Source organism: Pseudomonas sp. SWI7, from assembly GCF_006351945.1.
Taxonomy (GTDB): domain Bacteria; phylum Pseudomonadota; class Gammaproteobacteria; order Pseudomonadales; family Pseudomonadaceae; genus Aquipseudomonas; species Aquipseudomonas fulva.
This window is the reverse complement of record NZ_CP040930.1, coordinates 2,399,809-2,420,525: the sequence shown is the minus strand read 5'-3', so window position 1 is coordinate 2,420,525 and position 20,717 is coordinate 2,399,809. Positions and strand designations below refer to the sequence as shown.

Sequence of the window (20,717 nt, the reverse complement as noted above, 5' to 3'; positions counted from 1 at the left end):
AGCAGATTGATCCATGAATCTCAAGCAGCTCGAATATGCATTGGCGGTGGCCGAGACAGGTAGCTTCACCCGTGCCGCCGAACGCTGCCATGTGGTGCAGTCGGCGCTCAGTCATCAGGTGGCCAGGCTGGAAAGCCAGCTGGGCGTGAGCCTGTTCGAGCGCACCTCGCGCCGGGTGTTGTTGACCCTGGCAGGGGAGGCGTTCGTGCTAAGCGCCCGGCCAGCGGTGGAGGCCGCGCGACGCATTGCCGACGATGTGGCCGCCGCCTGTGGCCAGGTTCGCGGTCGGCTGACCATCGGTGAAATCAGTTCGCTGACGGCGCTGGACCTGGTCGACCTGCTTGCCGAGTTTCACGTGCACTATCCGGATGTGGATGTACGGTGGCTCACGGCCAAGAGCGAACGGTTGGTCGCCGATGTGCTCGAGCGTCGCCTGGATGTGGGTTTCATCGGGTTGTGGGAAGGCGAGGGCGTGCAGGGGGTACAGCATCGTCTACTGGCTCGGGAGGCTCTGGTCGCCGTGCTTCCACCCACCCACCGCCTGGCCGGACACGGGCAATTGACGCTTGCCGACCTGGTCCAGGAGGTGCTGGTGGATTTCCCGGAAGGCACCGGTGCGCGCCGGCAGACCGACGAAGCGTTCCAGGCGGCAGGGCTGCAACGTCGGGTGCAGTTCGAGATCGGTCATGTGCGGCTGGTGGAGAAGTTCGTGCAGCGCGGCATGGCGATCGGCCTGGTGCCGGAGCGAGTGGCCCAGGGCTTTGACGGCGTGGCCAGGGTACAACTGCTCGATGCGCCGGTGCGGCACCTGTACGCGATCTGGTCCGCCCACCCGACACCCGCCGCCCGGGCTTTTCTAGCGCTCATGGAGCAGCGCCTGGGGGCGCTTGAGCACAGGCGCTAGATCACCTCGACGAGGGTCCAGCCTGTGGCATTGAGACTGACCTCCTCGTCAATGCGCTTGCCCATCAGTTGTTGCCCCAAAGGTGAGCGCGGCGTGATCACCATGACCAACTCATCGCCCAGGCCGATCTTCAACCCAGCCGCCTCGGGCCCGATGATCAGCCTGCGGCATTGGCCCTGTTCATCTTCCAAGGTGACCACCTGGCTTACCTGCACCCCTTGCTGAGGGTCGTAGTCGCGCAGCTTCAGCTGTCGGTAGGTCTGGAGTGCCTGGCGGATCTCGGCGCTGCGCCGGGCCTGGCCCGTGGCCAGGTAGGAGGCTTCCAGGCCCAACGTGTCGTACTTGTTCTCGGCGATGTTTTCTTCGGCAGTGGCAGCTTCATAAGCGCTCTGCGCTGCTCGGGTTACCACATCCAGGTCGTGTTCGAGGGCCGCGATGATCTGCGCTATCAGGTGGGTCTTGTTCATGATCAGTAACAGAACTCCAGCACGTTGGCCTGGCTTTTGTCTGTGGGGGCCGTGCGGTTCTGCTGTAACCAGAACTGGCATTTGGGGGTGTTGAGGTTGCGGGGGTTGCCTTCGGCGGCTTGCTCCAGTTGCTGCTTGTGCAGCGTGTCCTTGTAGCGCTCGAACATTTCGGCCTGGGCGTTCGGTGGCTGCGTCGAGGTCGGCGGCGTAGCGCCGCGGGGGGCGTCCTGCGCGGTGGCTGGCTCCGGTGCCTCGACCGGGGTGGGCATCAGCTGGTCCACAAGCCACAGGCTGGCAGCAATCGCCACAGCGCCCAGCCATAGGCCCAGCGCGATGCTCAGTATCAGTGGCAAGGGTTTGAGCGTGATCGTCAGTTCGCGGCGACGGGGCATGGTTGCTTCCTGGCAAGGTGGGCGTTGGCGCATTGTTGCATGCGCGTTGGCATTTTTACGCGCACGGCTGTCTTTGGTGACAATTTATGCGCAGAATCCGCAGCTTTGGCACGGGTTAGGGAGCCGAGCATGACAGCCACGTGGGACATCTTTTGCAGCGTCGTGGACAACTACGGCGATATCGGTGTGACCTGGCGCCTGGCTCGGCAACTGGTGGCCGAGCACGAGGTCGCCGTGCGCCTGTGGGTTGATGACCTCAATGCCTTCGTGCCTTTGTGCCCGGGCGCAGACGCCACTGCGGCGCAGCAATGGCTACGAGGTGTGCAGGTGCGTCAGTGGTCGTCTACCTGGGTGCCGGTGGAGCCGGGTGATGTGGTGATCGGTGCGTTCGCCTGCCAGTTGCCGGATGCATTTGTCCAGGCCATGCGAGCGCGCCACACCCCGCCTGTGTGGCTGAACCTTGAATACCTGAGTGCCGAGCCATGGGTGGAGGGCTGTCACGGGCTGCCGTCACCGCAGCCAAACGGGCTGCGCAAGGTATTTTTCTTCCCGGGCTTCACCGAAAAAACCGGTGGGCTGCTTCGCGAGCATGACCTGTTGCCAAGGCGTGATGCCTTCGAGCGATCCAGCCGAGCGCGCACAACGTTTCTCGAGGCTTTGAAAGTAACGCCCGCGCAGGGTGCCCTGTTGATCATGCTATTTGCCTATGAGAACCCGCAGCTTGCCAGCTGGCTGCAAGCGCTGGCCACCGACCCGCAGCCGTCTCATGTGCTGGTACCGCAAGGGCGCAGCATCGCCGGGCTTGGGCAGTGGCTGGGGGTAACGCACCTTGAGGCGGGCGATGTGCATGTGCGCGGATCATTGACGGTGCAGGTGTTGCCTTTCGTCAGTCAGGACGATTTCGACCGGCTGTTGTGGAGCTGTGATTTCAACGCCGTACGGGGCGAGGATTCCTTCGTTCGCGCCCAGTGGGCGGCCAAGCCCATGCTTTGGCACATCTACGTGCAGGAAGAAAACGCGCATTGGGAAAAACTCGAAGCGTTCCTGGCGCTTTATCGACGCGGCTTGTCGGACGAGGCGCAAGCGGCCCTGCTCGGGTTATGGCGTGCCTGGAACAGGGATCAGGACATGGGGCAGGCCTGGCGCGCAGCCCGCCCGCATTGGGCGCAATTGCACCAGCATGCCCGTTGCTGGGCTGCCCAGCAGGCCGCTGGGCCGGACCTTGCCAAGGCGCTAGTACACTTTTGTGGAAATTCGCTATGATATGCGGCCTCGATTTTTATAAATCCATCCAGATTCGGATACTGCGTAATGAAAACTGGTAAAGAACTGAAACCCGGTACCGTCCTGCGGATCGACAACGACCCGTGGCTGGTTCAGAAAGCGGAATTCACCAAGTCGGGCCGTAACAGCGCGATCATGAAGACCAAGCTCAAGAACCTGCTGACCGGCTACAAGACCGAAACCGTATACGGTGCGGACGACAAGCTGGACGACGTGATCCTGGACCGCAAGGAAGCCACCCTGTCGTTCATCAACGGTGATGAATACACCTTCATGGACACCAGCGACTACACCATGTACGAGCTGAATGCCGAAGACATCGAAGCCGTTCTGCCGTACATCGAAGAAGGCATGGAAGATGTCTGTGAAGCCGTCTTCTTCGAAGGCCGCCTGGTCTCGGTAGAACTGCCGACCACCATCAGCCGTCAAGTGGTCTACACCGAGAACGCTGCGCGCGGCGATACCTCGGGCAAGGTCATGAAGCCTGCCAAGCTGAAGAACGGTACCGAGATCTCGGTGGCCGACTTCATCCAGATCGACGAGTGGATCGACATCGACACCCGCGACAACAGCTTCAAGGGTCGTTCCAAGAAGTAATGCTTCCTGGATAGCCTGAAGCACCGCTACTGCCTGGTGCTTCTGTGGGGCCGCAAAGCGGCCCCAACTATTGAGCACACGCAAGCGTGGATTTCTACGCCACCGCACCTCGGTAGCGCCGCTCCAGCCCAAGTTAGCCCCCCCTCACAACGTCTTCTGCAAGCTCTCGCGCAGTTCCAGCAAATCGGCTTGCAGCTTTTGCAGCCCCTCGTGAGTGCGCCCACTGGCCTTGAGAATCAGCTGAGGCACCTCTTCGGCTTGCTTGTGCAACTTGCGCCCTTTATCCGTCAGCTGCACCAGCACAACCCGCTCATCTTCACGGCTGCGGGTGCGCTTGAGCAGGCCTTCGCTTTCCAGTCGCTTGAGCAACGGCGTCAGTGAACCTGGGTCAGTGAGCAAGTGCTGGCTGATTTCGCCCACGGTCAAACCATCGTGCTCCCACAACACCAGCATCGCCAGGTATTGCGGGTAGGTCAGGTTGAGGGCCTGAAGCAAGGGCTTGTACACCTTCGTCATCAGTAGCGAGGTGGAATGCAGCGCGAAGCAGACCTGGTTCTCCAGTAGCAGTTCGGCGCCAGAGGCTTTGTTATCGGCGTTCATGCAGGTCCTTGAATTCGTTGAATAAGAAACTAGCACGCTGATGGTGGGGTACGCTTACTACCAGCGTAATTCACTGCGCAGTGCCAAATCCCACGGCGGGACCGGGCTAAAGCGGCTCTTGAGGAATTCGAGCAGCAATCGGCTGCGAGAGTTCGTTTCATGTTCAAGGCGAAGTGCATAAATGCCGCTCGTCTCCGCTTGGGGCAGGCCGGCGTCGCAAAAAAGCGCGATCAATTCCCCACGCAACAGATATTCGCTGATCAGCCAGGTAGGCAAATGGGCGATTCCCAGCCCGGCCAAGGCGCCGAACAGAAGGGTTTCGGCATTGTTGGCAACCATGCGCATGCGCGAGGGCCGGTACAGACGTGTCTGGCCGTCTACCTCGAATCGCCAGGCGAACGGGGGTGCCAGGCCGTCCCAGTCCAGGCCGTCATGGCCAGGCAATTCGCTGGGGCACTTGGGCACGCCCCGTGCCGCCAGGTAGGCGGGGCTGGCGCAGGCGATGCGCACCATGTCGGCAAGGGGTGTCGCCACCAGGCGTGTGTCGGCCAGCGGACCTGCCCGTAATACCAGGTCGACTTCGCCTAAATGGCTGCCGTGCATGTCGACGAAACTGTCGATCAAGCGCAACTGCACATCGAGGCCAGGGTAGGCCACCAGAAAATCGGCGATCGCCGGGGCCAGGTGACGGCGCCCGAAGGCCGCCGGTGCATCGAGGCGTATCAAGCCTTCCGGGGCATTGCTCAACGACACCGCTTCGGCCCGGGCCAGGCGCAACTCATCTATGACGTGCCTGGCGCGTTCGGCAAACGCATTGCCCGCAGGCGTCGGCCGCACAGCGTGGGTGCTGCGGCTGAACAGGCGGCTGCCGAGGGCGCGCTCCAGGTTATCGATGCGCCGGGCAACCGCTGACGGCGTCAGTGGATGACGCCGGGCCGCGCCGGAAAAGCTCCCGGTTTCCAGTACATCGAGAAACAAGCTCAATTGATCGGTCAATGTATCAGGGTTCATGGCCAAGTCCGCTTTTGCAGGAAACGCACAGCCATTGTGCGTGGCTGTGCGTTTCGCTGCCAGCACACAGCCGCTAGCATGACGGTCCCTGTGCACGATGAAAGTTGAAATCTGATGATCGAGTGGGTGCTGTACGGCGTATTGGGCGTCGCCCTGGGAACCGTGGGTGGGCTTTTCGGCATCGGTGGCGGCCTGATTGCCATTCCGGCCCTTGGCGTGTTGTTCGGCCTTGACCAGCAGTTGGCGCAGGGCACGGCGTTGGTCATGGTGGTGCCCAATGTGCTATTGGCGTTATGGCGCTATCACCAGCGCAACCGCATCGAGCTACGGCATGCCCTACCGCTGTCCTTGTGCAGCTTCGTGTTCGCCTGGCTGGGGTCGATCTGGGCCGTGGGGTTGGACGCGCATGCCATGCGCCTGGGTTTTGTGGGCTTTCTGGTGGCGCTGGCGATCTGGAACGTGGCCAGGATGTTCATGAAAGTCAGCCCTGCCAGTACAGAGCTGCGTCATCCCTGGCCTTGGCTTGGCGTACTCGGCAGCTTCGCCGGGACCATGGGCGGGTTGTTCGGCGTCGGTGGCGCGGTCGTCGCCACGCCGATATTGACCAGTGTGTTCGGCGCAACCCAGGTGGTCGCGCAAGGGTTGTCACTGGCGCTGGCAGCGCCAAGCACGTTGGTCACCCTGGTGACCTACGGCGTGCACCACAGTGTGGACTGGAGCGTCGGTATCCCGCTTGCGGTGGGCGGGCTATTGAGCATCAGTTGGGGCGTCAAGTTGGCCCACGCCCTGCCGGAAAAGGCGCTGCGGGCGATGTTCTGTGTTTTCCTGGTGGTCTGCGCGGTCATGCTTGGTTTCGAACTGTAGCCGCAGGCGTGTCACTTGAACCCTTCGATGATGTACTGCGCCATGCAATCGGTGATGGGGGAGGGTGACTGACCGCCACGTACCAGCATGACGTTGGCCAGCGGCAATTCAGGCAAGCCTTCGGCTTCGCCGAGTACCCGCAGATTGCCGCTAATCAGGCTCTGCAACTGCGCGGTCACCGCCAGCCCTGCGGTGACCACTGCAAAAATGGCCGACAGGCTGGGGCTTGTGTAGGCCACCCGGTAGTCGATGCCCTGGGTTTCCAGTGCGTTACAGGTCCAGGCGCGGCAGAAGCACTCGGTGTTGAACAATGCCAATGGCATGGGGCGCTGCTCGTGTGGGCAGAAGCCCTCGGCCGCAGCCCATACCAGCCGCTCCTGGCGCAGCAGTTGGCCGATTTCGTTGCCGGGCTCACGGGTGACGATGGTCAGGTCCAGGTCCTTGCGCAGCATCAGCTGGCGTGAGGTGTCGCAGTGCACTTCCACCTGGACCAAGGGGTAGGCCTTGGCAAAACTGGACAAAATGCTCGGCAGAAAACGCATGGCGTAGTCGTCCGGCGTACCGATACGCACCAGGCCCACCATGTGCGGCATGCGCAGGGTGTTGAAGACCTCACCGTGCAACTTGAGAATGCGCCGGGCATACCCCAGCAATACCTGTCCTTCGGCGGTCAGACGCACTTGCCGCCCCTCGCGTTCGAACAAGGGCCGTTGAAGGATATCTTCTTCCAGGCGCTTCATCTGCATGCTGACGGCCGATTGGGTGCGGTTGACCACCTCACCGGCACGGGTAAAGCCGCCTTGCTCGGCGATGGCAACAAAGGTACGCAGCACGTCGGCGTCGAGACTCTGGTACTGGGACATTGCATCAATCTCCGAGATGCATGGCATCAGAAACATTCGTTGGATTGATCTTAATCGGCGCGTGAGACTGAAGCCATCGATAACGGAGGGCTTCACGATGAAAGGTACGATCAGCCGCGCAGAGGCTTCAGTTGTGTCGTCAAGGGCGTTGTGGCAAGCGACCTGGGGGCGCGTGATCCGGTGGTTGGAGCTGCACCGCCAGCGCCAGCAGCTTGCCAGCCTGAGCGACGCCATGCTCCACGACCTGGGCTTGAGCAGGGCCGATACGCATCAGGAAAGCGAGCGGCACTTCTGGGACGACCCGCTGTGCAAGTGAGCGCAGCGAGATCCCTGCCTTGCCTTTTTCGGAGCGCCGCTTAGCGGCGCACCTGCTTCAGTGTCTCGGCGATCAGGAACGCCAGTTCCAGCGACTGGTCGGCGTTCATCCGCGGGTCGCAGTGGGTATGGTAGCGATCCGACAAGGCGTCCTCGGTGATCGGGCGGGCCCCACCGATGCACTCGGTGACGTTCTGCCCGGTCATCTCGATATGAATACCACCTGCGTGGCTGCCTTCGGCCTGGTGAACCTGGAAGAACTGCTTCACCTCGTCCAGGATCTGGGCGAAGTCGCGGGTCTTGTAGCCGCTGCTGGCCTTGATGGTATTGCCATGCATCGGGTCCGAACTCCACAGCACCTTGCGGCCCTCGCGCTCGACCGTGCGGATCAGCCCCGGCAAATGGTCCCCGACCTTGCCCGCGCCCATGCGCACGATCAGGTTCAGGCGCCCTGGATCGTTGCTGGGGTTGAGGATGTCGATCAGGCGGATGAGCGCCTCCGGTTCCATGCTCGGGCCCACCTTGACCCCGATCGGATTGTGCACCCCACGCAAGAACTCCACGTGTGCGCCGTCGAGCTGACGTGTGCGATCGCCGATCCAGAGCATGTGCGCGGAGCAGTCGTAGTAGTCGCCAGTCAGGCTGTCCTGGCGCACGAAAGCCTGTTCGTAGTTGAGCAGCAGGGCTTCGTGGGCCGTGAAGAAGCTGGTCTCGCGCAGCTGGGGTGCGCTGTCCAGGCCACAGGCGCGCATGAACGCCAGGGTCTCGTCGATGCGGTTGGCCAACTGGTGATATTTGTCGGCCAGCGCCGAATTGGCGATGAAGTCCAGGTTCCACTTGTGCACCTGGTGCAGGTCGGCGAAGCCGCCTTGCGCGAAAGCGCGCAGCAGGTTCAGGCTGGCCGTGGACTGGTGATAGGCCTGCAGCAGGCGCTCGGGGTCGGGGATGCGGCTTTTGGCATCGAAGCCGATACCGTTGACGATGTCGCCACGGTAGGCGGGCAAGGTAACGCCGCCCAGGGTCTCGTCACCGGCCGAGCGAGGCTTGGCGAACTGCCCGGCCATGCGCCCTACCTTGACCACAGGACAGCCGGCGGCAAAGGTCATGACAATGGCCATTTGCAGCAGCACCTTGAAGGTGTCGCGAATCTTGGCCGCGGAAAATTCCGCGAAGCTCTCGGCACAGTCGCCACCTTGCAAGAGAAACGCCCGGCCTTCGGTCACCTCGGCGAACTGACGCCGCAACTCGCGGGCTTCGCCAGCGAACACCAACGGCGGGTAACTGGCCAGGGTTTGCTCGACCTTGTGCAGGTGCGCAGCGTCAGGGTAGACGGGTTGTTGCTGGATCGGCAGGGCACGCCAGCTGTCAGGGCTCCACGTTTGGGTCATTTCAGGCTCGGTCATGTAGGTTGCAGGCTGGCAGCCATGGTAACAGCTGGCACCGTGCTTGTTGCAGCACGGGTGTTGACGGACAATGCAGCTTTTGCGGGGGTGATTTGCACATGGTGGCGCAACGGCAGGAGCGGTTGCTGGCACGCGTGGAGGATGCCTTTGGCGTCATCAGCGTGTACGAGGTGGATGATTACCGTTTCCTCGAATTCGGCGACGCCATCGAGCAGAGCTGCGTGTTCACGGCGGACCCCAGCTGGCTGGAGTACGATTACACCCGCGCCATGCTGGTAGGGGCGCTTTGCCATGAACAGCCGGAAAGTGCGCTGTTCCTGGGGCTGGGCGCCGGAACCCTGACCCAGGCTTGCATGAAGTTTCTGCCCCTCGAAGACATCGAGGCCATCGAGCTGCGCCCGGATGTGCCACGCCTGGCCATGGAGCACCTTGGCCTGGATGATGACCCGCGGTTATATGTGCGCATCGGCGATGCGGTCGAATTGCTGCCGACTGCGGAAACGACCGACTTGTTGTTCGTCGACCTTTATACCGACCATGGGCCTGGCGTCGGGCATTTGGCTTGGAATTTTCTGGAGGGCTGCCAGCAACGCCTCAACCCCGGTGGTTGGCTGGTGATCAACCAGTGGGCCACTGACGAGGGCAAGCCGCTTGGGGCGGCATTGCTGCGCGGGTTGTACCACCGCCATTACTGGGAATTACCGGTCAAGGAGGGCAACGTGATCGTGCTGGTGCCAGCCGACCTGGAGCAGACCCTGGACATGGCGGGGCTGCGGGCGCGGGCCGAGGCCCTGGCGCCACGCCTGGGGTATAGCCTGGACGGGTTGATCAAGGACATTCGGCCGGCCAGTTGAGCCGCAGGGATGGGATGAAATTGCAGGGGGCCGTTGCGCGGCCCCGCCCGCCATACAGAGGGCTTCGGTGGTTTGACCGCAGCGTTCCAGTCACTTGGCGATAACCAAAACAACCCCCCCTGCAGGTGTAAAAGATGTATCGTTTCAGCCGCTGCCCACCGACAGCGCCCTCAAACCCCGCGGCCTGAAAAAATTCCTCCCGCCCCGTTCGATTTCAGGTATAGTACGCGCCGGTCTTTTAGCGGGCCTCAAAAATCAGGCGGTGCAAATCCTCCGAGTCCAGCTTCGGCTGCACGTCCGCTAGGCGGACCTTCCCAAGTATCTTTTTCAATCGTTTTCGCAAATCCCCGCCGCCAAAGCTGCCTGGGTGACCTGTCGGTCTTTCATGGCTTGTGCAGCTTTGGAGCATGGGTCTTTGCGGATGCACTCTAGAGGCAGACCCATGACCCAGGAAATCGCCGGCTTCGCCGCTCTCGATCTCAATCCGAACATTGTTGCCGCTGTCGTGGCCACCGGCTATGAAGAGCCGTCGGCCATTCAGCAGCAATCGATCCCGATCATCCTCGCCGGTCACGACATGATCGGCCAGGCGCAGACAGGCACCGGCAAGACCGCTGCCTTCGCTCTGCCGATCCTCAACAAGATCGATGTGAGCAAGCGCGAGCCGCAAGCCCTGATCCTGGCACCAACCCGTGAGTTGGCGCTGCAAGTTGCAACCGCTTTCGAAACCTACGCCAAGCAGATGCCGGGCGTGAACGTCGTGGCCGTCTACGGTGGTGCCCCGATGGGCCCGCAGCTGCGCGCCATTCGCAACGGCGCGCAAATCGTCGTCGCCACCCCAGGCCGTCTGTGCGACCACTTGCGTCGTGACGAGAAGGTCCTGTCGACCGTGCAGTACCTGGTACTGGACGAAGCCGACGAGATGCTCAAGCTGGGCTTCATGGACGACCTCGAAGTGATCTTCGATGCCATCCCGGCCACGCGTCAGACCGTACTGTTCTCCGCGACCCTGCCGTCGTCGATCCGCTCGATCGCCGAACGTCACCTGCGTGAGCCCAAGCACGTCAAGATCCAGAGCAAGACCCAGACCGTCACCGCGATCGATCAGGCTCACCTGATGGTGCATGCCGACCAGAAGATCCCGGCCGTGCTGCGTCTGCTGGAAGTCGAAGAGTTCGACGCGCTGATCGCCTTCGTGCGCACCAAGCAGGCTACCCTGGACCTGGCTGCCGCGTTGGAAGCCAAGGGGTACAAGGCTGCTGCGCTGAACGGCGACATCGCCCAGAACCAGCGTGAGCGCGTGATCGACTCGCTCAAGGATGGCCGCCTGGACATCGTCGTCGCCACTGACGTCGCTGCCCGTGGCCTGGACGTGCCGCGCATCACCCACGTGTTCAACGTCGACATGCCGTACGATCCTGAGTCCTATGTGCACCGTATTGGCCGTACCGGCCGTGCGGGTCGCGAAGGTCGCGCACTGCTGCTGGTGACGCCGCGTGAGCGCCGCATGCTGCAGGTGATCGAGCGCGTGACGGGTCAGAAAGTCGCCGAAGCGCGCCTGCCCAACGGCCAGGCGGTGCTCGATGCCCGTATCAAGAAGCTGACCAATAGCCTGGCGCCGCTGGTTGCCGAAGCCGAAGCGACCCACGGCGAGCTGTTCGACCGCCTGACCGCCGACCTGGGCTGCAGCGCTCGCGCGCTGGCTTCTGCCCTGCTGCGCAAGGCCACCAATGGCCAAGCCCTGGACCTGGCAGCGGTAGAACGCGAACAGCCCCTGGTGCCAAGCTTCGCCCCGCGTGGCGAGCGCACCGAACGTGGCGAGCGCCCGGACCGTGGCGACCGCGAGCGTCGTGCGCCACTGCCGTTGGCAGAAGGCCGCGTACGCTGCCGTACTGCCCTGGGCGCACGTGACGGTATCGCTGCCAAGAACCTGCTGGGCGCGATCCTCAACGAAGGTGGCCTGGCGCGTGATGCCATTGGTCGCATCCAGGTGCGTGATAGCTTCAGCCTGGTCGAGCTGCCGGAAGACGGCCTCGAGAAGCTGCTGACCAAGCTCAAGGACACTCGCGTCGCTGGCAAGCAGCTCAAGCTGCGTCGCTACCGCGAAGATTGATCCTCAAGCAATAAAACATCCCCGGCCTAGGTCGGGGATTTTTTTGCAAGCCATCAGGCGCGACCTAACCGAATCGGTAGATATCCATCCCCAGCGCGCCCAAGGTGAAGCCCTGGTGCACCACGTCAAAAGCCCCACCCGCGCCTAGGGCAAAGAACAGCGGCAGCAGATGCTCATCGCTGGGGTGATTGCGCACGGCAAACGGCGCCTGCGCCCTGTAGTCGAGCAAGGCCTGGCAGTCGTTGGCCTGCAACGTCTCTACCATCCAGTTTCTAAAGGCCAGCGCCCACGGCGCCATCCTGTCCGGCCCAGCCTGCCAGTCCAGTTCACCAAGATTGTGCGTGATACTGCCAGAGCCAATCAGCAGGACACCTTCTTCGCGCAGCCCGGCCAGGGCCTGGCCAATGCGTAGCTGCCCCGTGGGGCCCAAATGGCTGGGCAAGGACACCTGCACCAGCGGGACCTGTGCCTGCGGATACATCAGCGATAAGGGCACCCAGGCGCCATGATCGAAGGGGCGCTCGGTGTCTGGGTCAGCTGGCAGCCCGGCCGCCTGCAAACGATCACAGATACGTTGCGCCAGGTGCGGATCGCCCGGTGCTGGGTACTGCACCGCATACAGCGCCGCAGGAAAGCCAGCAAAGTCATGCCAGGTCGCCGGCCTCGCGCCGCTCGTCACTGCCAGGTCGCGGCTTTCCCAATGGGCCGATACCACGACAATCGCACGTGGCGTAGGCAGCTGTTGAGCCAACTGCGCCAGTGCAGGCCCGCTGGCGCCGGGCTGCAATGCTAACATGGGTGAGCCGTGGGAGATGAACAAGCTAGGCAGCATGGCAGGGTCCTGAGGGTTAAGATGCTCGCATCTTCGGCCAAGGCTTGATCGAATCCAAATCAAGTTATGGCTGGGAACCATCGAATAATCGGGAGGAAACATGGAACCGGCATTCTGGCAGCAGCGGTGGGCCGACAACCAGATTGGCTTTCATCAAGCCCAGGTGAACCCCTACCTGCAGGCCTATTGGCCTGGCTTGCATCTGGCAGCCAACAGCAAGGTCCTGGTGCCCTTGTGCGGCAAGAGCCTGGACGTACTGTGGCTGGCCGGGCAGGGGCACCGAGTGATGGGTGTCGAGTTGTCTCGTCGGGCGGTGGAAGACTTCTTCCGTGAGCAGGGGCTCCAGGCACAGGTCTCGCACACAGGCGCATTCGAGATCTGGCGTCATGGGCCTATTGAGCTTTGGTGCGGCGATTTCTTCGCGCTGACGAGCGGCGACGTGGGTGACTGTACCGCGCTCTACGACCGAGCGGCCTTGATTGCCTTGCCCTCGGCGATGCGGGAGCGGTATGTCCGAGCGCTGTCGGGCTTGTTGCCTGCTGGCACCAAGGGGCTGGTGGTGACCTTGGACTATGACCAGGCGCTGGTGCCCGGGCCGCCGTTTTCGGTGAGCGACGACGCGTTGCGGCAGGGGTTCACCGGCTGGCAAGTGGATGAGCTCGAAGCGGTGCAGATGATCGAGCAGAGCCCGAAGTTCGTGCAGGCGGGGGCTTCGAGCTTGTGGGAGAGGGTCTATCGGGTCAGCCGTTGAGGTCTGCACCCCGCGTTGTGATTAACAGGCGCTCATAAAAAAGGCGACCGAAGTCGCCTTTTTGCAGGGTGGGTGGATCAACCGCGGCGGCGCAGGGCGTCGATGCGGTCTTCCAGTGGCGGGTGGCTCATCAGCAGGCCGGCCAGGCCCTGCTTGAGGCCCCCATTGATGCCGAAGGCCTTGAGCGTGTCGGGCATGTGAACCGGCAAACCCTGTTCCACACGCAGGCGCTGCAAGGCGCCGATCATGGCCGAGGTGCCGGCCAGGCGAGCGCCGGCTTCGTCTGCGCGATACTCGCGGCGGCGCGAGAACCACATGACGATGATGCTGGCCAGGATGCCCAGTATCAGTTCTGCCACGATGGTCGCGACGTAATAGGCGATACCTTGGCCTTCCTCGTTCTTGAAGATGACCTTGTCGACGAAGTTGCCGATGATCCGGGCGAAGAACATCACGAAGGTGTTCACCACGCCCTGGACCAGCGCCAGGGTGACCATGTCGCCGTTGGCAACGTGGCCGATCTCGTGCGCCAGCACGGCGCGCACTTCATCGGGCGAAAAACGCTCCAGCAGGCCTTGAGAGACCGCCACCAGTGCATCGTTACGGTTCCAGCCGGTGGCAAAGGCGTTGGCTTCATAGGCCGGGAAAATACCCACTTCCGGCATCTTGATGCCAGCCTCGCGGGACAGCTCCTCGACCGTTTGCAGCAGCCACTGCTCGTGCCGGGTACGCGGCTGGCTGATGATCTGGGTACCGGTGCTCATCTTCGCCATCCACTTGGAGATGAACAGCGAAACCAGCGAGCCGGCAAAACCGAACACCGCACAGAACACGAGCAGGCTGCCAAGGTCCAGGTCGACCCCGTTGGCAGCCATGAACCCGTTGAAACCGAACAGGCTCAGGGTAATGCTTGCAACCAGCACCACCGCAAGGTTGGTGGCCACAAACAACAGAATGCGCATCATGGTTGTTACGTTCTCCTGACGGATGAATTGTCGCTTACTGCGGGGTATATAAGGGGCCTGCCGCCGGGATTCAATCGACGGACTATTTCAAACTGTGTAAGCCGCAGTATGGCAGAGGAGGGGAAGCCGGCTGTGGGATAGAGCATTGCAGGATGTAAGAAACATGCTACAGCGCGCGCAGGGCCGTCCTTTTCCTGAGGCGGCCCTGCCAGCGCTCACAGCTGCAACCAGAGTGTCGGCCCTCTGAGAGCGCCAGCGGCGCGTGTGCTTACTGCGAATAGGTCCTGAGGAAATTGCCGATCCGCCCGATGGCCGCTTCCAGGTCATCTACGCGGGGCAGCGTCACTACGCGGAAATGGTCCGGCCAAGGCCAGTTGAACGCAGTGCCCTGGACGATGAGCAGTTTCTCGGACAGCAGCAGGTCCAAGGCGAATTTCTCGTCGTTGAGGATCGGGCAGACCTTCGGGTCGATCCTCGGGAACGCATACAGCGCGCCCATGGGCTTGACGCAGCTCACCCCGGGGATGTCGTTGAGCAGCTCGAAGGTGCGGTTGCGCTGTTCTAGCAAGCGCCCCGGTGGCAGCACCAGGTCGTTGATGCTCTGGTAGCCGCCCAGTGCGGTCTGAATGGCATGCTGGGCCGGCACGTTGGCGCACAGGCGCATGTTGGCCAGCATGTCGATGCCTTCGATGTAGCTCTGGGCATGATGCTTGGGCCCGGAAATGATCAACCAGCCGGAGCGAAAGCCTGCCACGCGGTAGGATTTGGACAGGCCGTTGAAGGTCAGGCACAGCAGGTCCGGTGCCAGGGAGGCCGTGCTGATGTGCACCGCTTCGTCATAAAGAATCTTGTCGTAGATTTCGTCGGAGAACACCACCAGGTTGTGCTGGCGAGCGAGCTCCAGCATGCCCCGCAACAGCGCTGTGGAATACACCGCGCCCGTTGGGTTGTTGGGGTTGATGATGACCAGTGCCTTGGTGTTGGGGGTGATCTTGGCCTTGATGTCCTCCAGGTCGGGGAACCAGTCGGCCTGCTCGTCGCACAGGTAGTGCACCGGTTTGCCGCCGGCCAGGCTTACGGCTGCCGTCCACAGGGGGTAGTCGGGGGCTGGGATGAGCACCTCGTCACCGTTGTTGAGCAGGGCCTGCATCGACATGACGATCAACTCGGACACGCCGTTGCCCAGGTAGATATCTTCGATGCCGACGCCTTCGATGCCCTTTTGCTGGCAGTACTGCATCACCGCCTTGCGTGCGCTGAACAGGCCTTTGGAATCGCTGTAGCCCTGCGCGGTAGGGAGGTTGCGGATCACGTCCTGCAGAATTTCATCAGGCGCCTCGAAACCGAACGGCGCCGGGTTGCCGATGTTCAGCTTGAGGATGCGGTGGCCTTCCTCTTCCAGACGCTTGGCGTGCTTGAGCACAGGGCCGCGAATGTCGTAGCAAACATTGGCGAGCTTGTTCGATTTGCTGAACTGCATGATGGAATCCCGATTGAGAAAACGCGCTATGCCCGGCCGAAAGGTTTGTAAGGGCACAAAGCGGGTGCGAGACTGAACGCCTTGCACACGAAGCCAACTAATATACGTGCCACCCGCGCCCCGGAAAAGACGGCGCAGGGTGAAATTGAGCCTGCCGAGGGAGCCCCATGCAAAAGATCGAGAAAACCCTGGAACAGTGGCGGTCGATGCTCGACCCCGAGCAATACCAGGTGTGCCGTCTGAAAGGCACCGAGCGGCCGTTCAGCGGCAAGTACAACAGCGAGCGCCGCGACGGCATCTATCACTGCATCTGCTGCGGTCTGGCGTTGTTCGATGCCCAGACCAAGTTCGATTCGGGCTGTGGTTGGCCAAGCTTCTACGCCCCCATCGAGGATAGCGCGATGATCGAGATCCGCGACACCTCCCACGGCATGATCCGCACCGAGGTGACCTGTGCCCGCTGCGACGCTCACCTTGGCCACGTGTTCCCCGACGGGCCACCACCGACCGGGCTGCGCTACTGCATCAACTCGGTGTGCATCGACTTGCGCCCTCGTGACTGACCGGAGCTCGAACATGGCCGCATCGCTGCTGGATATTCCCTGTGTCACCCTTGCAGGCGAACACAAGAAGCTGGGCGACTTCCCAGGCAAGGCCGTGCTGGTGGTCAACACCGCCAGCCAGTGCGGCTTCACGCCGCAATACGCCGGGTTAGAACAGCTGTGGCAGAGGTACCGTGATCGCGGGCTGGTGGTGCTGGGCTTTCCCTGCAATCAGTTCGGCAAGCAGGAGCCTGGCGAGGCGCGTGACATCGCGCAGTTCTGCCAGCGCAATTTCGGCGTGAGCTTTGCGCTGTTTCGCAAGGTGGAGGTCAACGGCCCAGGCACCCACCCCTTGTTCGCCGAGCTCAAGCAGCGGGCGCCTGGCATTCTGGGTAGCCAGAAGATCAAGTGGAACTTCACCAAGTTCCTGCTCGACCCGGCCAGCGGCCAGGTGGTGCGTTATGCACCGACCACCAAGCCGCAGGCCTTGGAGGCGGACATCGAGCGTCTGCTCAGCCGCTGACCGGCACCCAGCGATCGACCACGGCCAGCAGGTCCTCGCGCCGGAACGGCTTGGCCAGGTAATCGTCCATACCGGCGGCTCGGCAGCGGTCGCGCTCCTCGGGCATCGCATTGGCGGTGAGCGCGACAATGGGCAGCCCTGGCCAATGGCCGCGCTCACGGATGCGCCGGGTGGCCTCGTAGCCATCCATCACCGGCATGTTGCAGTCCATCAGCACCAGGTCGAAGGCTTCCTCTTCTAGCCGCGCCAGGGCTTCGACTCCTTGCGTGGCCAATTCCACCTGGCACCCCAGCTTGGCCAGCATGCCTTTGGCCACCAGCTGATTGACGGGGTTGTCCTCCACCAGCAGGATGCGCGCCCGGCCTTTGGCTGTAGCGGGGGGTGGGGTTGCCAGTGGGTGCTCGGCATCGTGTCCTTGCAATACCCGATGCAGCGTCTGGTACAGCGCCCCACGGGTCAGCGGGCGTGCGAGCTGATGCAGGGGGGCCATGGCCAAGGCCTGTTCGCTGGGCAGGAAGTTGCCGTAGGCAGTGACGAGCAGGATGGGTACCTGCGAAACCCTGCGCACCTCGGGCAGCGCCTGCACATCGTCGAGTATCAGCAGGTCGGTTGCGCCTGCTACGGTGTCAATGCCGTCGTGCCGTGCATACGCCAGGCCCAAGGCCGGTAACAGGCCAAGCATCAGCTCATGCAGGCCGCTGCCCGCTGCGGTCAGTGCAGCCACGCTGGCGTGCAAAGGCTCGGGTGTATCGGCCTTGGCGCAGGCGTTGAGGGGGAGTTCTGCAGTGAAACGGCTGCCAAAACCGGGCTGGGACCGAATATGCAGATGGCCATGCATGGCCTTGCACAGGTTACGGGTCAGGGCCAGTCCCAGGCCGGTACCGCCGTACTGACGCGTAATGCCTGCACCGGCCTGGGTGAAAGGCTGGAAGATGCGCGCTTGCGCTTCTTCCGGGATGCCGATGCCGGTATCCCGGACTTCCAGGCGCACGCCGCCGATCATAGGCTCAAGCCTGACGTCCACCCGTCCAAAGCGGGTGAATTTCAACGCGTTGGACAACAGGTTGCCGACGATCTGGCGCACCCGCGTAGGGTCGCCCAATACGCTTGCCGGAAAGTCATGGGCAATCAGGCAAGTCAGTTCGACCCCCTGGGCCACGTTCTGCGACAGCAGGCTAGCGGTGTCCTCGACCAGGGTCGCCATGTCGAAGGGGATTCGTTCTAGCTCGAGCTGGCCTGCATCGAATTTCGACAGATCGAGGATATCGTTGAGCAGTTCGACCAGGACTTTCCCGGAGTCGTGTGCAATGGTCAGCTGCTGGCGCTGCTCACCTGGCAGCGGGTTGTCCAGCGCCAGGGCGATCATGCCGAGCATCCCATTGAGGGGCGTACGGATCTCGTGGCTCATGTTGGCCAGGAACGCAGCCCGTGCATGGGCCATGTCCAGCGCCCGACGCCGGGCTTGCTCAAGCTCTTGGTTGGTCAGGCTGAGGTTGTCGTTGCTCGCCTTGAGTTCATCGGTACGGGCCGCAACGATGTTTTCCAGCTCGTTGAGGTACTGGGTGAGCCGATTCTCGGCCGTACGGCGCTGCTCGATCTCGGTGGACATGCTGACGAACTGCTGGTTGGCCACTTTCACCAGCACGCCGATTTCATCGTGCTCATGACCGGGCGGGCATTGCAGTCGTCCCTGCAGGGGCTTGCGCGCATCGCCGCCGCTCAGCGCACCGATCACCGTGACCAACGGCTTGGTCAGCATCATGTAAAACAGGGCCAGCAACAGGCCTGTCAGCACCAGGCTGCGGGCAAAGCCGTTGAGCAGGGTGAGGCCGGCGCGGTCGAGAAAGCGCCGGCCGAAGGGGTAGGTGTCCACGTCCAGGTACAGCGTGCCCAGGTACTCGTCGGGCATGTGGGTGAGAAACAGGGGGTCGCGCAGTTGACGGTGATCGCCGAACAGAAAGTCGCTGATCGGCCTGTAACGGTCTTCGAGTCGCGGCCGTTCCACGTCTGCCAGCACCGTCTCGTTGTTGTCGATCAACCGCGCGCGCACGATGGCAGGCGACTCCAGCAGCCCCCGTGTCAGTTCCAGTGCCAGCTCCGAGTCGATGTTGTAGGCGATGCGCGAGGCCGGGTTGTGGCTGATTTGCAGCAGCGCACGCACTTCGCGGTTGATCGAGGCGTCTTCGCTGGCATAATCGATGCCGATCTGGACAAGACTGAGCAATGTTCCCAGGATGAAGCCAACCAGGACTGTCAACCGGGCTTGCTTGTATGACAGGCGATTGGTGAACTTGATATCCATGAGTCCCGAGCCGGTTCCACATTCCTTGCGCTGCGCAAGCATAGCCGATCGATCGCGGCTGCTGGCGGGTCTGTCACATTTTCAGCCCTGATCAGGCTGAGCGCCTGGGCTGGCCGTTTGATTGCTCAATCGCCTTGTACGCCATGGCACGGTGCTACGTGCCGTCGTGACTTTACTAGGCGGTTCTAGGATAACGGGCCACCCGCCAACCCGAATTCGACTGTGTAGGAGTCGTCATGGACGCCCGCTTGATTACTTTTCTGGACCGCGCCGAAACGGTGCTGGCCCGTCTCGAGCCGCTGCTGCCGGCAGCGCGTCCCGAGATAGACTGGTCCGCGACCCTGGCTGCCCGTTGGCAGCGCGATGGCCGCAGTGGCTACCTGATGCCGCTTGAGGTCAGCCTGGATATCCGCCTGAGCGACCTGATCGGTGTCGACCAGCAACGTGACCAGCTTGGCCGCAACACCCATCAGTTCATCAGTGGCCTGCCTGCCAACCACGCGTTGCTGTGGGGCTCGCGGGGCACAGGCAAGTCCTCGCTGGTGCGTGCGCTGCTGGCCGAGCACGCCGCAGCGGGGCTGCGCTTGATCGAGATCGAGCGCGACCATTTGGCCGACCTGCCGCGGGTGGTGGAGCAACTGCAGAAATTGCCGCAGCGCTTCATCCTGTTCTGCGACGACCTGTCGTTCGAGGCGGGGGAGGGCGACTACCGGGTACTCAAGAGCGTGCTCGATGGCTCGCTTGAGCAGGCCCCGGATAACGTCCTGTTGTACGCCACATCCAACCGCCGCCACCTGGTACCAGAAAAACAGAGCGACAACGAAAACTGGCAGATGGTCGATGGCGAGTTGCACCCCAATGAGGCCGTGGAAGACAAGATCGCCTTGTCCGACCGCTTTGGGTTGTGGCTGTCCTTCTACCCGTTCAGTCAGGAGCACTTCCTCGATGTGGTCGAGCACTGGATCGGCCAGCTCGCGCGCCCGGCCGGACTGCGCTGGCAGCGTGACGAAGCCCTGGACATACTCGCCGTGCGCTGGGCTACCGGCCGCGGCAATCGTAATGGCCGATGTGCCTATCAGTTCGCCCGCTATTGGGTCGGGCTGCAATTGCTGGAGCAAACCCGATGATCGATCTCAATGCCAGTGGTGCTGGCCTGGACGGCTACGCCTTGCTGGCGGCGCAAGTACAGGCGCTGTTCGCCGACGAGCGTGACTTCACCGCCAACGCCGCGCAATTCTCGGCTTTTGTCTATCACCAGATCGAAGACCTGAACTGGGCGGGATTTTACATCAATCGCGATGAACAGCTGGTGCTCGGCCCGTTCCAGGGCCAGGTGGCCTGCGTGCGCATTCCCTTTGGCAAAGGGGTGTGCGGCACCGCAGCAGCCACGCGCCAAACCCAGCGGGTAGAAGACGTGCACGTCTTTGCCGGGCACATTGCCTGCGACAGCGCGTCCAACAGCGAGCTGGTGATTCCACTGATCAAGGCGGGCAGGCTGGTGGGCGTGCTGGATCTGGACAGCCCCACGATCGGGCGTTTCAGTGAAGCCGATCAGGCAGGGCTTGAGCAGCTGGTGGCGATTTTTCTGGAACTGACTGACTGCTGATCGCCCTTGAGCACGTATCGACGGCGCGCCTGCGCCGCCGGTACGAGCA

22 protein-coding genes are annotated in these 20,717 nt (G+C 62.5%); 12 read left to right on the top strand and 10 right to left on the bottom strand.

Annotation, left to right across the window (positions count from 1 at the left end):
• Positions 1-13: 13 nt before the first annotated feature.
• A complete protein-coding gene (locus FH041_RS11100; protein WP_028687846.1) occupies positions 14-904 on the top strand; it encodes a LysR family transcriptional regulator in 891 nt (296 codons plus the stop codon).
• Here the strand turns inward: FH041_RS11100 and FH041_RS11095 are convergent.
• Together FH041_RS11095 and FH041_RS11090 are read right to left on the bottom strand one after the other, a co-directional pair.
• Complete coding sequence (locus FH041_RS11095; protein ID WP_049696384.1) at positions 901-1,371, bottom strand: GreA/GreB family elongation factor; 471 nt, start codon at positions 1,369-1,371, stop codon at positions 901-903. The two genes, FH041_RS11100 and FH041_RS11095, sit on opposite strands and share 4 nt — an antisense overlap.
• A gap of 2 nt (positions 1,372-1,373) precedes the next feature.
• Positions 1,374-1,763: a hypothetical protein gene (locus FH041_RS11090; protein ID WP_027914316.1), complete on the bottom strand. Its 390-nt coding sequence runs from the start codon at positions 1,761-1,763 to the stop codon at positions 1,374-1,376.
• 129 nt (positions 1,764-1,892) lie between these two features.
• On the opposite strand from FH041_RS11090, the gene earP reads away from it, so the two are divergent.
• Positions 1,893-3,026 (top strand): elongation factor P maturation arginine rhamnosyltransferase EarP, encoded by a 1,134-nt coding sequence (gene earP / locus FH041_RS11085; RefSeq protein WP_027914317.1) that lies wholly within the window; start codon positions 1,893-1,895, stop codon positions 3,024-3,026.
• Between the two features lie 48 nt (positions 3,027-3,074).
• The gene (gene efp / locus FH041_RS11080) at positions 3,075-3,644 is read left to right on the top strand and encodes an elongation factor P (protein WP_023535349.1); all 570 of its coding nucleotides are present in this window, start codon (positions 3,075-3,077) and stop codon (positions 3,642-3,644) included.
• Positions 3,645-3,788: 144 nt separating this feature from the next.
• Here efp and FH041_RS11075 read toward each other — a convergent pair whose 3' ends face one another.
• Together FH041_RS11075 and FH041_RS11070 are read right to left on the bottom strand one after the other, a co-directional pair.
• Positions 3,789-4,244 carry a MarR family winged helix-turn-helix transcriptional regulator gene (locus tag FH041_RS11075; protein ID WP_027914318.1) on the bottom strand — a complete coding sequence of 152 codons (456 nt, stop codon included), beginning with the start codon at positions 4,242-4,244 and terminating at the stop codon, positions 3,789-3,791.
• 57 nt (positions 4,245-4,301) lie between these two features.
• Complete coding sequence (locus tag FH041_RS11070; protein ID WP_028687849.1) at positions 4,302-5,255, bottom strand: LysR family transcriptional regulator; 954 nt, start codon at positions 5,253-5,255, stop codon at positions 4,302-4,304.
• Between the two features lie 114 nt (positions 5,256-5,369).
• On the opposite strand from FH041_RS11070, the gene FH041_RS11065 reads away from it, so the two are divergent.
• Positions 5,370-6,119: a sulfite exporter TauE/SafE family protein gene (locus tag FH041_RS11065; protein ID WP_027914320.1), complete on the top strand. Its 750-nt coding sequence runs from the start codon at positions 5,370-5,372 to the stop codon at positions 6,117-6,119.
• Between the two features lie 11 nt (positions 6,120-6,130).
• On the opposite strand, the gene FH041_RS11060 is transcribed toward FH041_RS11065, so the two are convergent.
• Entirely contained in the window at positions 6,131-6,982 is an 852-nt protein-coding gene (locus FH041_RS11060) for a LysR substrate-binding domain-containing protein (protein WP_027914321.1), read from the bottom strand.
• A gap of 97 nt (positions 6,983-7,079) precedes the next feature.
• Between FH041_RS11060 and FH041_RS11055 the strand changes: the two genes are divergently transcribed.
• Positions 7,080-7,298, top strand: a complete 219-nt coding sequence (locus tag FH041_RS11055; protein ID WP_027914322.1) for a DUF1127 domain-containing protein — start codon at positions 7,080-7,082, stop codon at positions 7,296-7,298.
• Between the two features lie 40 nt (positions 7,299-7,338).
• Here FH041_RS11055 and FH041_RS11050 read toward each other — a convergent pair whose 3' ends face one another.
• Positions 7,339-8,685 (bottom strand): class II 3-deoxy-7-phosphoheptulonate synthase, encoded by a 1,347-nt coding sequence (locus FH041_RS11050; protein ID WP_140174568.1) that lies wholly within the window; start codon positions 8,683-8,685, stop codon positions 7,339-7,341.
• 113 nt (positions 8,686-8,798) lie between these two features.
• Between FH041_RS11050 and FH041_RS11045 the strand changes: the two genes are divergently transcribed.
• Both FH041_RS11045 and FH041_RS11035 read left to right on the top strand, forming a co-directional pair.
• The gene (locus FH041_RS11045; protein WP_027914324.1) at positions 8,799-9,554 is read left to right on the top strand and encodes a spermidine synthase; all 756 of its coding nucleotides are present in this window, start codon (positions 8,799-8,801) and stop codon (positions 9,552-9,554) included.
• 442 nt (positions 9,555-9,996) lie between these two features.
• Positions 9,997-11,667, top strand: a complete 1,671-nt coding sequence (locus FH041_RS11035; protein ID WP_027914325.1) for a DEAD/DEAH box helicase — start codon at positions 9,997-9,999, stop codon at positions 11,665-11,667.
• Positions 11,668-11,731: 64 nt separating this feature from the next.
• Here FH041_RS11035 and FH041_RS11030 read toward each other — a convergent pair whose 3' ends face one another.
• Entirely contained in the window at positions 11,732-12,499 is a 768-nt protein-coding gene (locus FH041_RS11030) for a class III extradiol ring-cleavage dioxygenase (protein ID WP_027914326.1), read from the bottom strand.
• A 100-nt stretch (positions 12,500-12,599) separates the two neighbouring features.
• On the opposite strand from FH041_RS11030, the gene FH041_RS11025 reads away from it, so the two are divergent.
• Positions 12,600-13,250, top strand: a complete 651-nt coding sequence (locus FH041_RS11025) for a thiopurine S-methyltransferase (protein WP_104925943.1) — start codon at positions 12,600-12,602, stop codon at positions 13,248-13,250.
• A 77-nt stretch (positions 13,251-13,327) separates the two neighbouring features.
• Here FH041_RS11025 and htpX read toward each other — a convergent pair whose 3' ends face one another.
• On the bottom strand, positions 13,328-14,215 hold the full coding sequence (gene htpX, locus FH041_RS11020) for a protease HtpX (protein ID WP_023535364.1): 888 nt from the start codon (positions 14,213-14,215) through the stop codon (positions 13,328-13,330).
• A 268-nt stretch (positions 14,216-14,483) separates the two neighbouring features.
• The gene (locus tag FH041_RS11015; RefSeq protein WP_049696379.1) at positions 14,484-15,695 is read right to left on the bottom strand and encodes a pyridoxal phosphate-dependent aminotransferase; all 1,212 of its coding nucleotides are present in this window, start codon (positions 15,693-15,695) and stop codon (positions 14,484-14,486) included.
• Between the two features lie 167 nt (positions 15,696-15,862).
• On the opposite strand from FH041_RS11015, the gene msrB reads away from it, so the two are divergent.
• Together msrB and FH041_RS11005 are read left to right on the top strand one after the other, a co-directional pair.
• The gene (gene msrB / locus FH041_RS11010) at positions 15,863-16,258 is read left to right on the top strand and encodes a peptide-methionine (R)-S-oxide reductase MsrB (protein WP_025338187.1); all 396 of its coding nucleotides are present in this window, start codon (positions 15,863-15,865) and stop codon (positions 16,256-16,258) included.
• A gap of 13 nt (positions 16,259-16,271) precedes the next feature.
• Positions 16,272-16,760, top strand: a complete 489-nt coding sequence (locus FH041_RS11005) for a glutathione peroxidase (protein ID WP_028687853.1) — start codon at positions 16,272-16,274, stop codon at positions 16,758-16,760.
• Here FH041_RS11005 and FH041_RS11000 read toward each other — a convergent pair.
• Positions 16,750-19,104: a response regulator gene (locus FH041_RS11000; protein WP_027914330.1), complete on the bottom strand. Its 2,355-nt coding sequence runs from the start codon at positions 19,102-19,104 to the stop codon at positions 16,750-16,752. The genes FH041_RS11005 and FH041_RS11000 overlap by 11 nt on opposite strands.
• 194 nt (positions 19,105-19,298) lie before the next feature.
• On the opposite strand from FH041_RS11000, the gene FH041_RS10995 reads away from it, so the two are divergent.
• Entirely contained in the window at positions 19,299-20,189 is an 891-nt protein-coding gene (locus FH041_RS10995) for an ATP-binding protein (RefSeq protein WP_028687854.1), read from the top strand.
• Positions 20,186-20,668 carry a GAF domain-containing protein gene (locus FH041_RS10990; protein ID WP_059183212.1) on the top strand — a complete coding sequence of 161 codons (483 nt, stop codon included), beginning with the start codon at positions 20,186-20,188 and terminating at the stop codon, positions 20,666-20,668. The genes FH041_RS10995 and FH041_RS10990 overlap by 4 nt, the downstream gene beginning before the upstream one ends.
• The last annotated feature ends 49 nt before the right edge of the window (positions 20,669-20,717 follow it).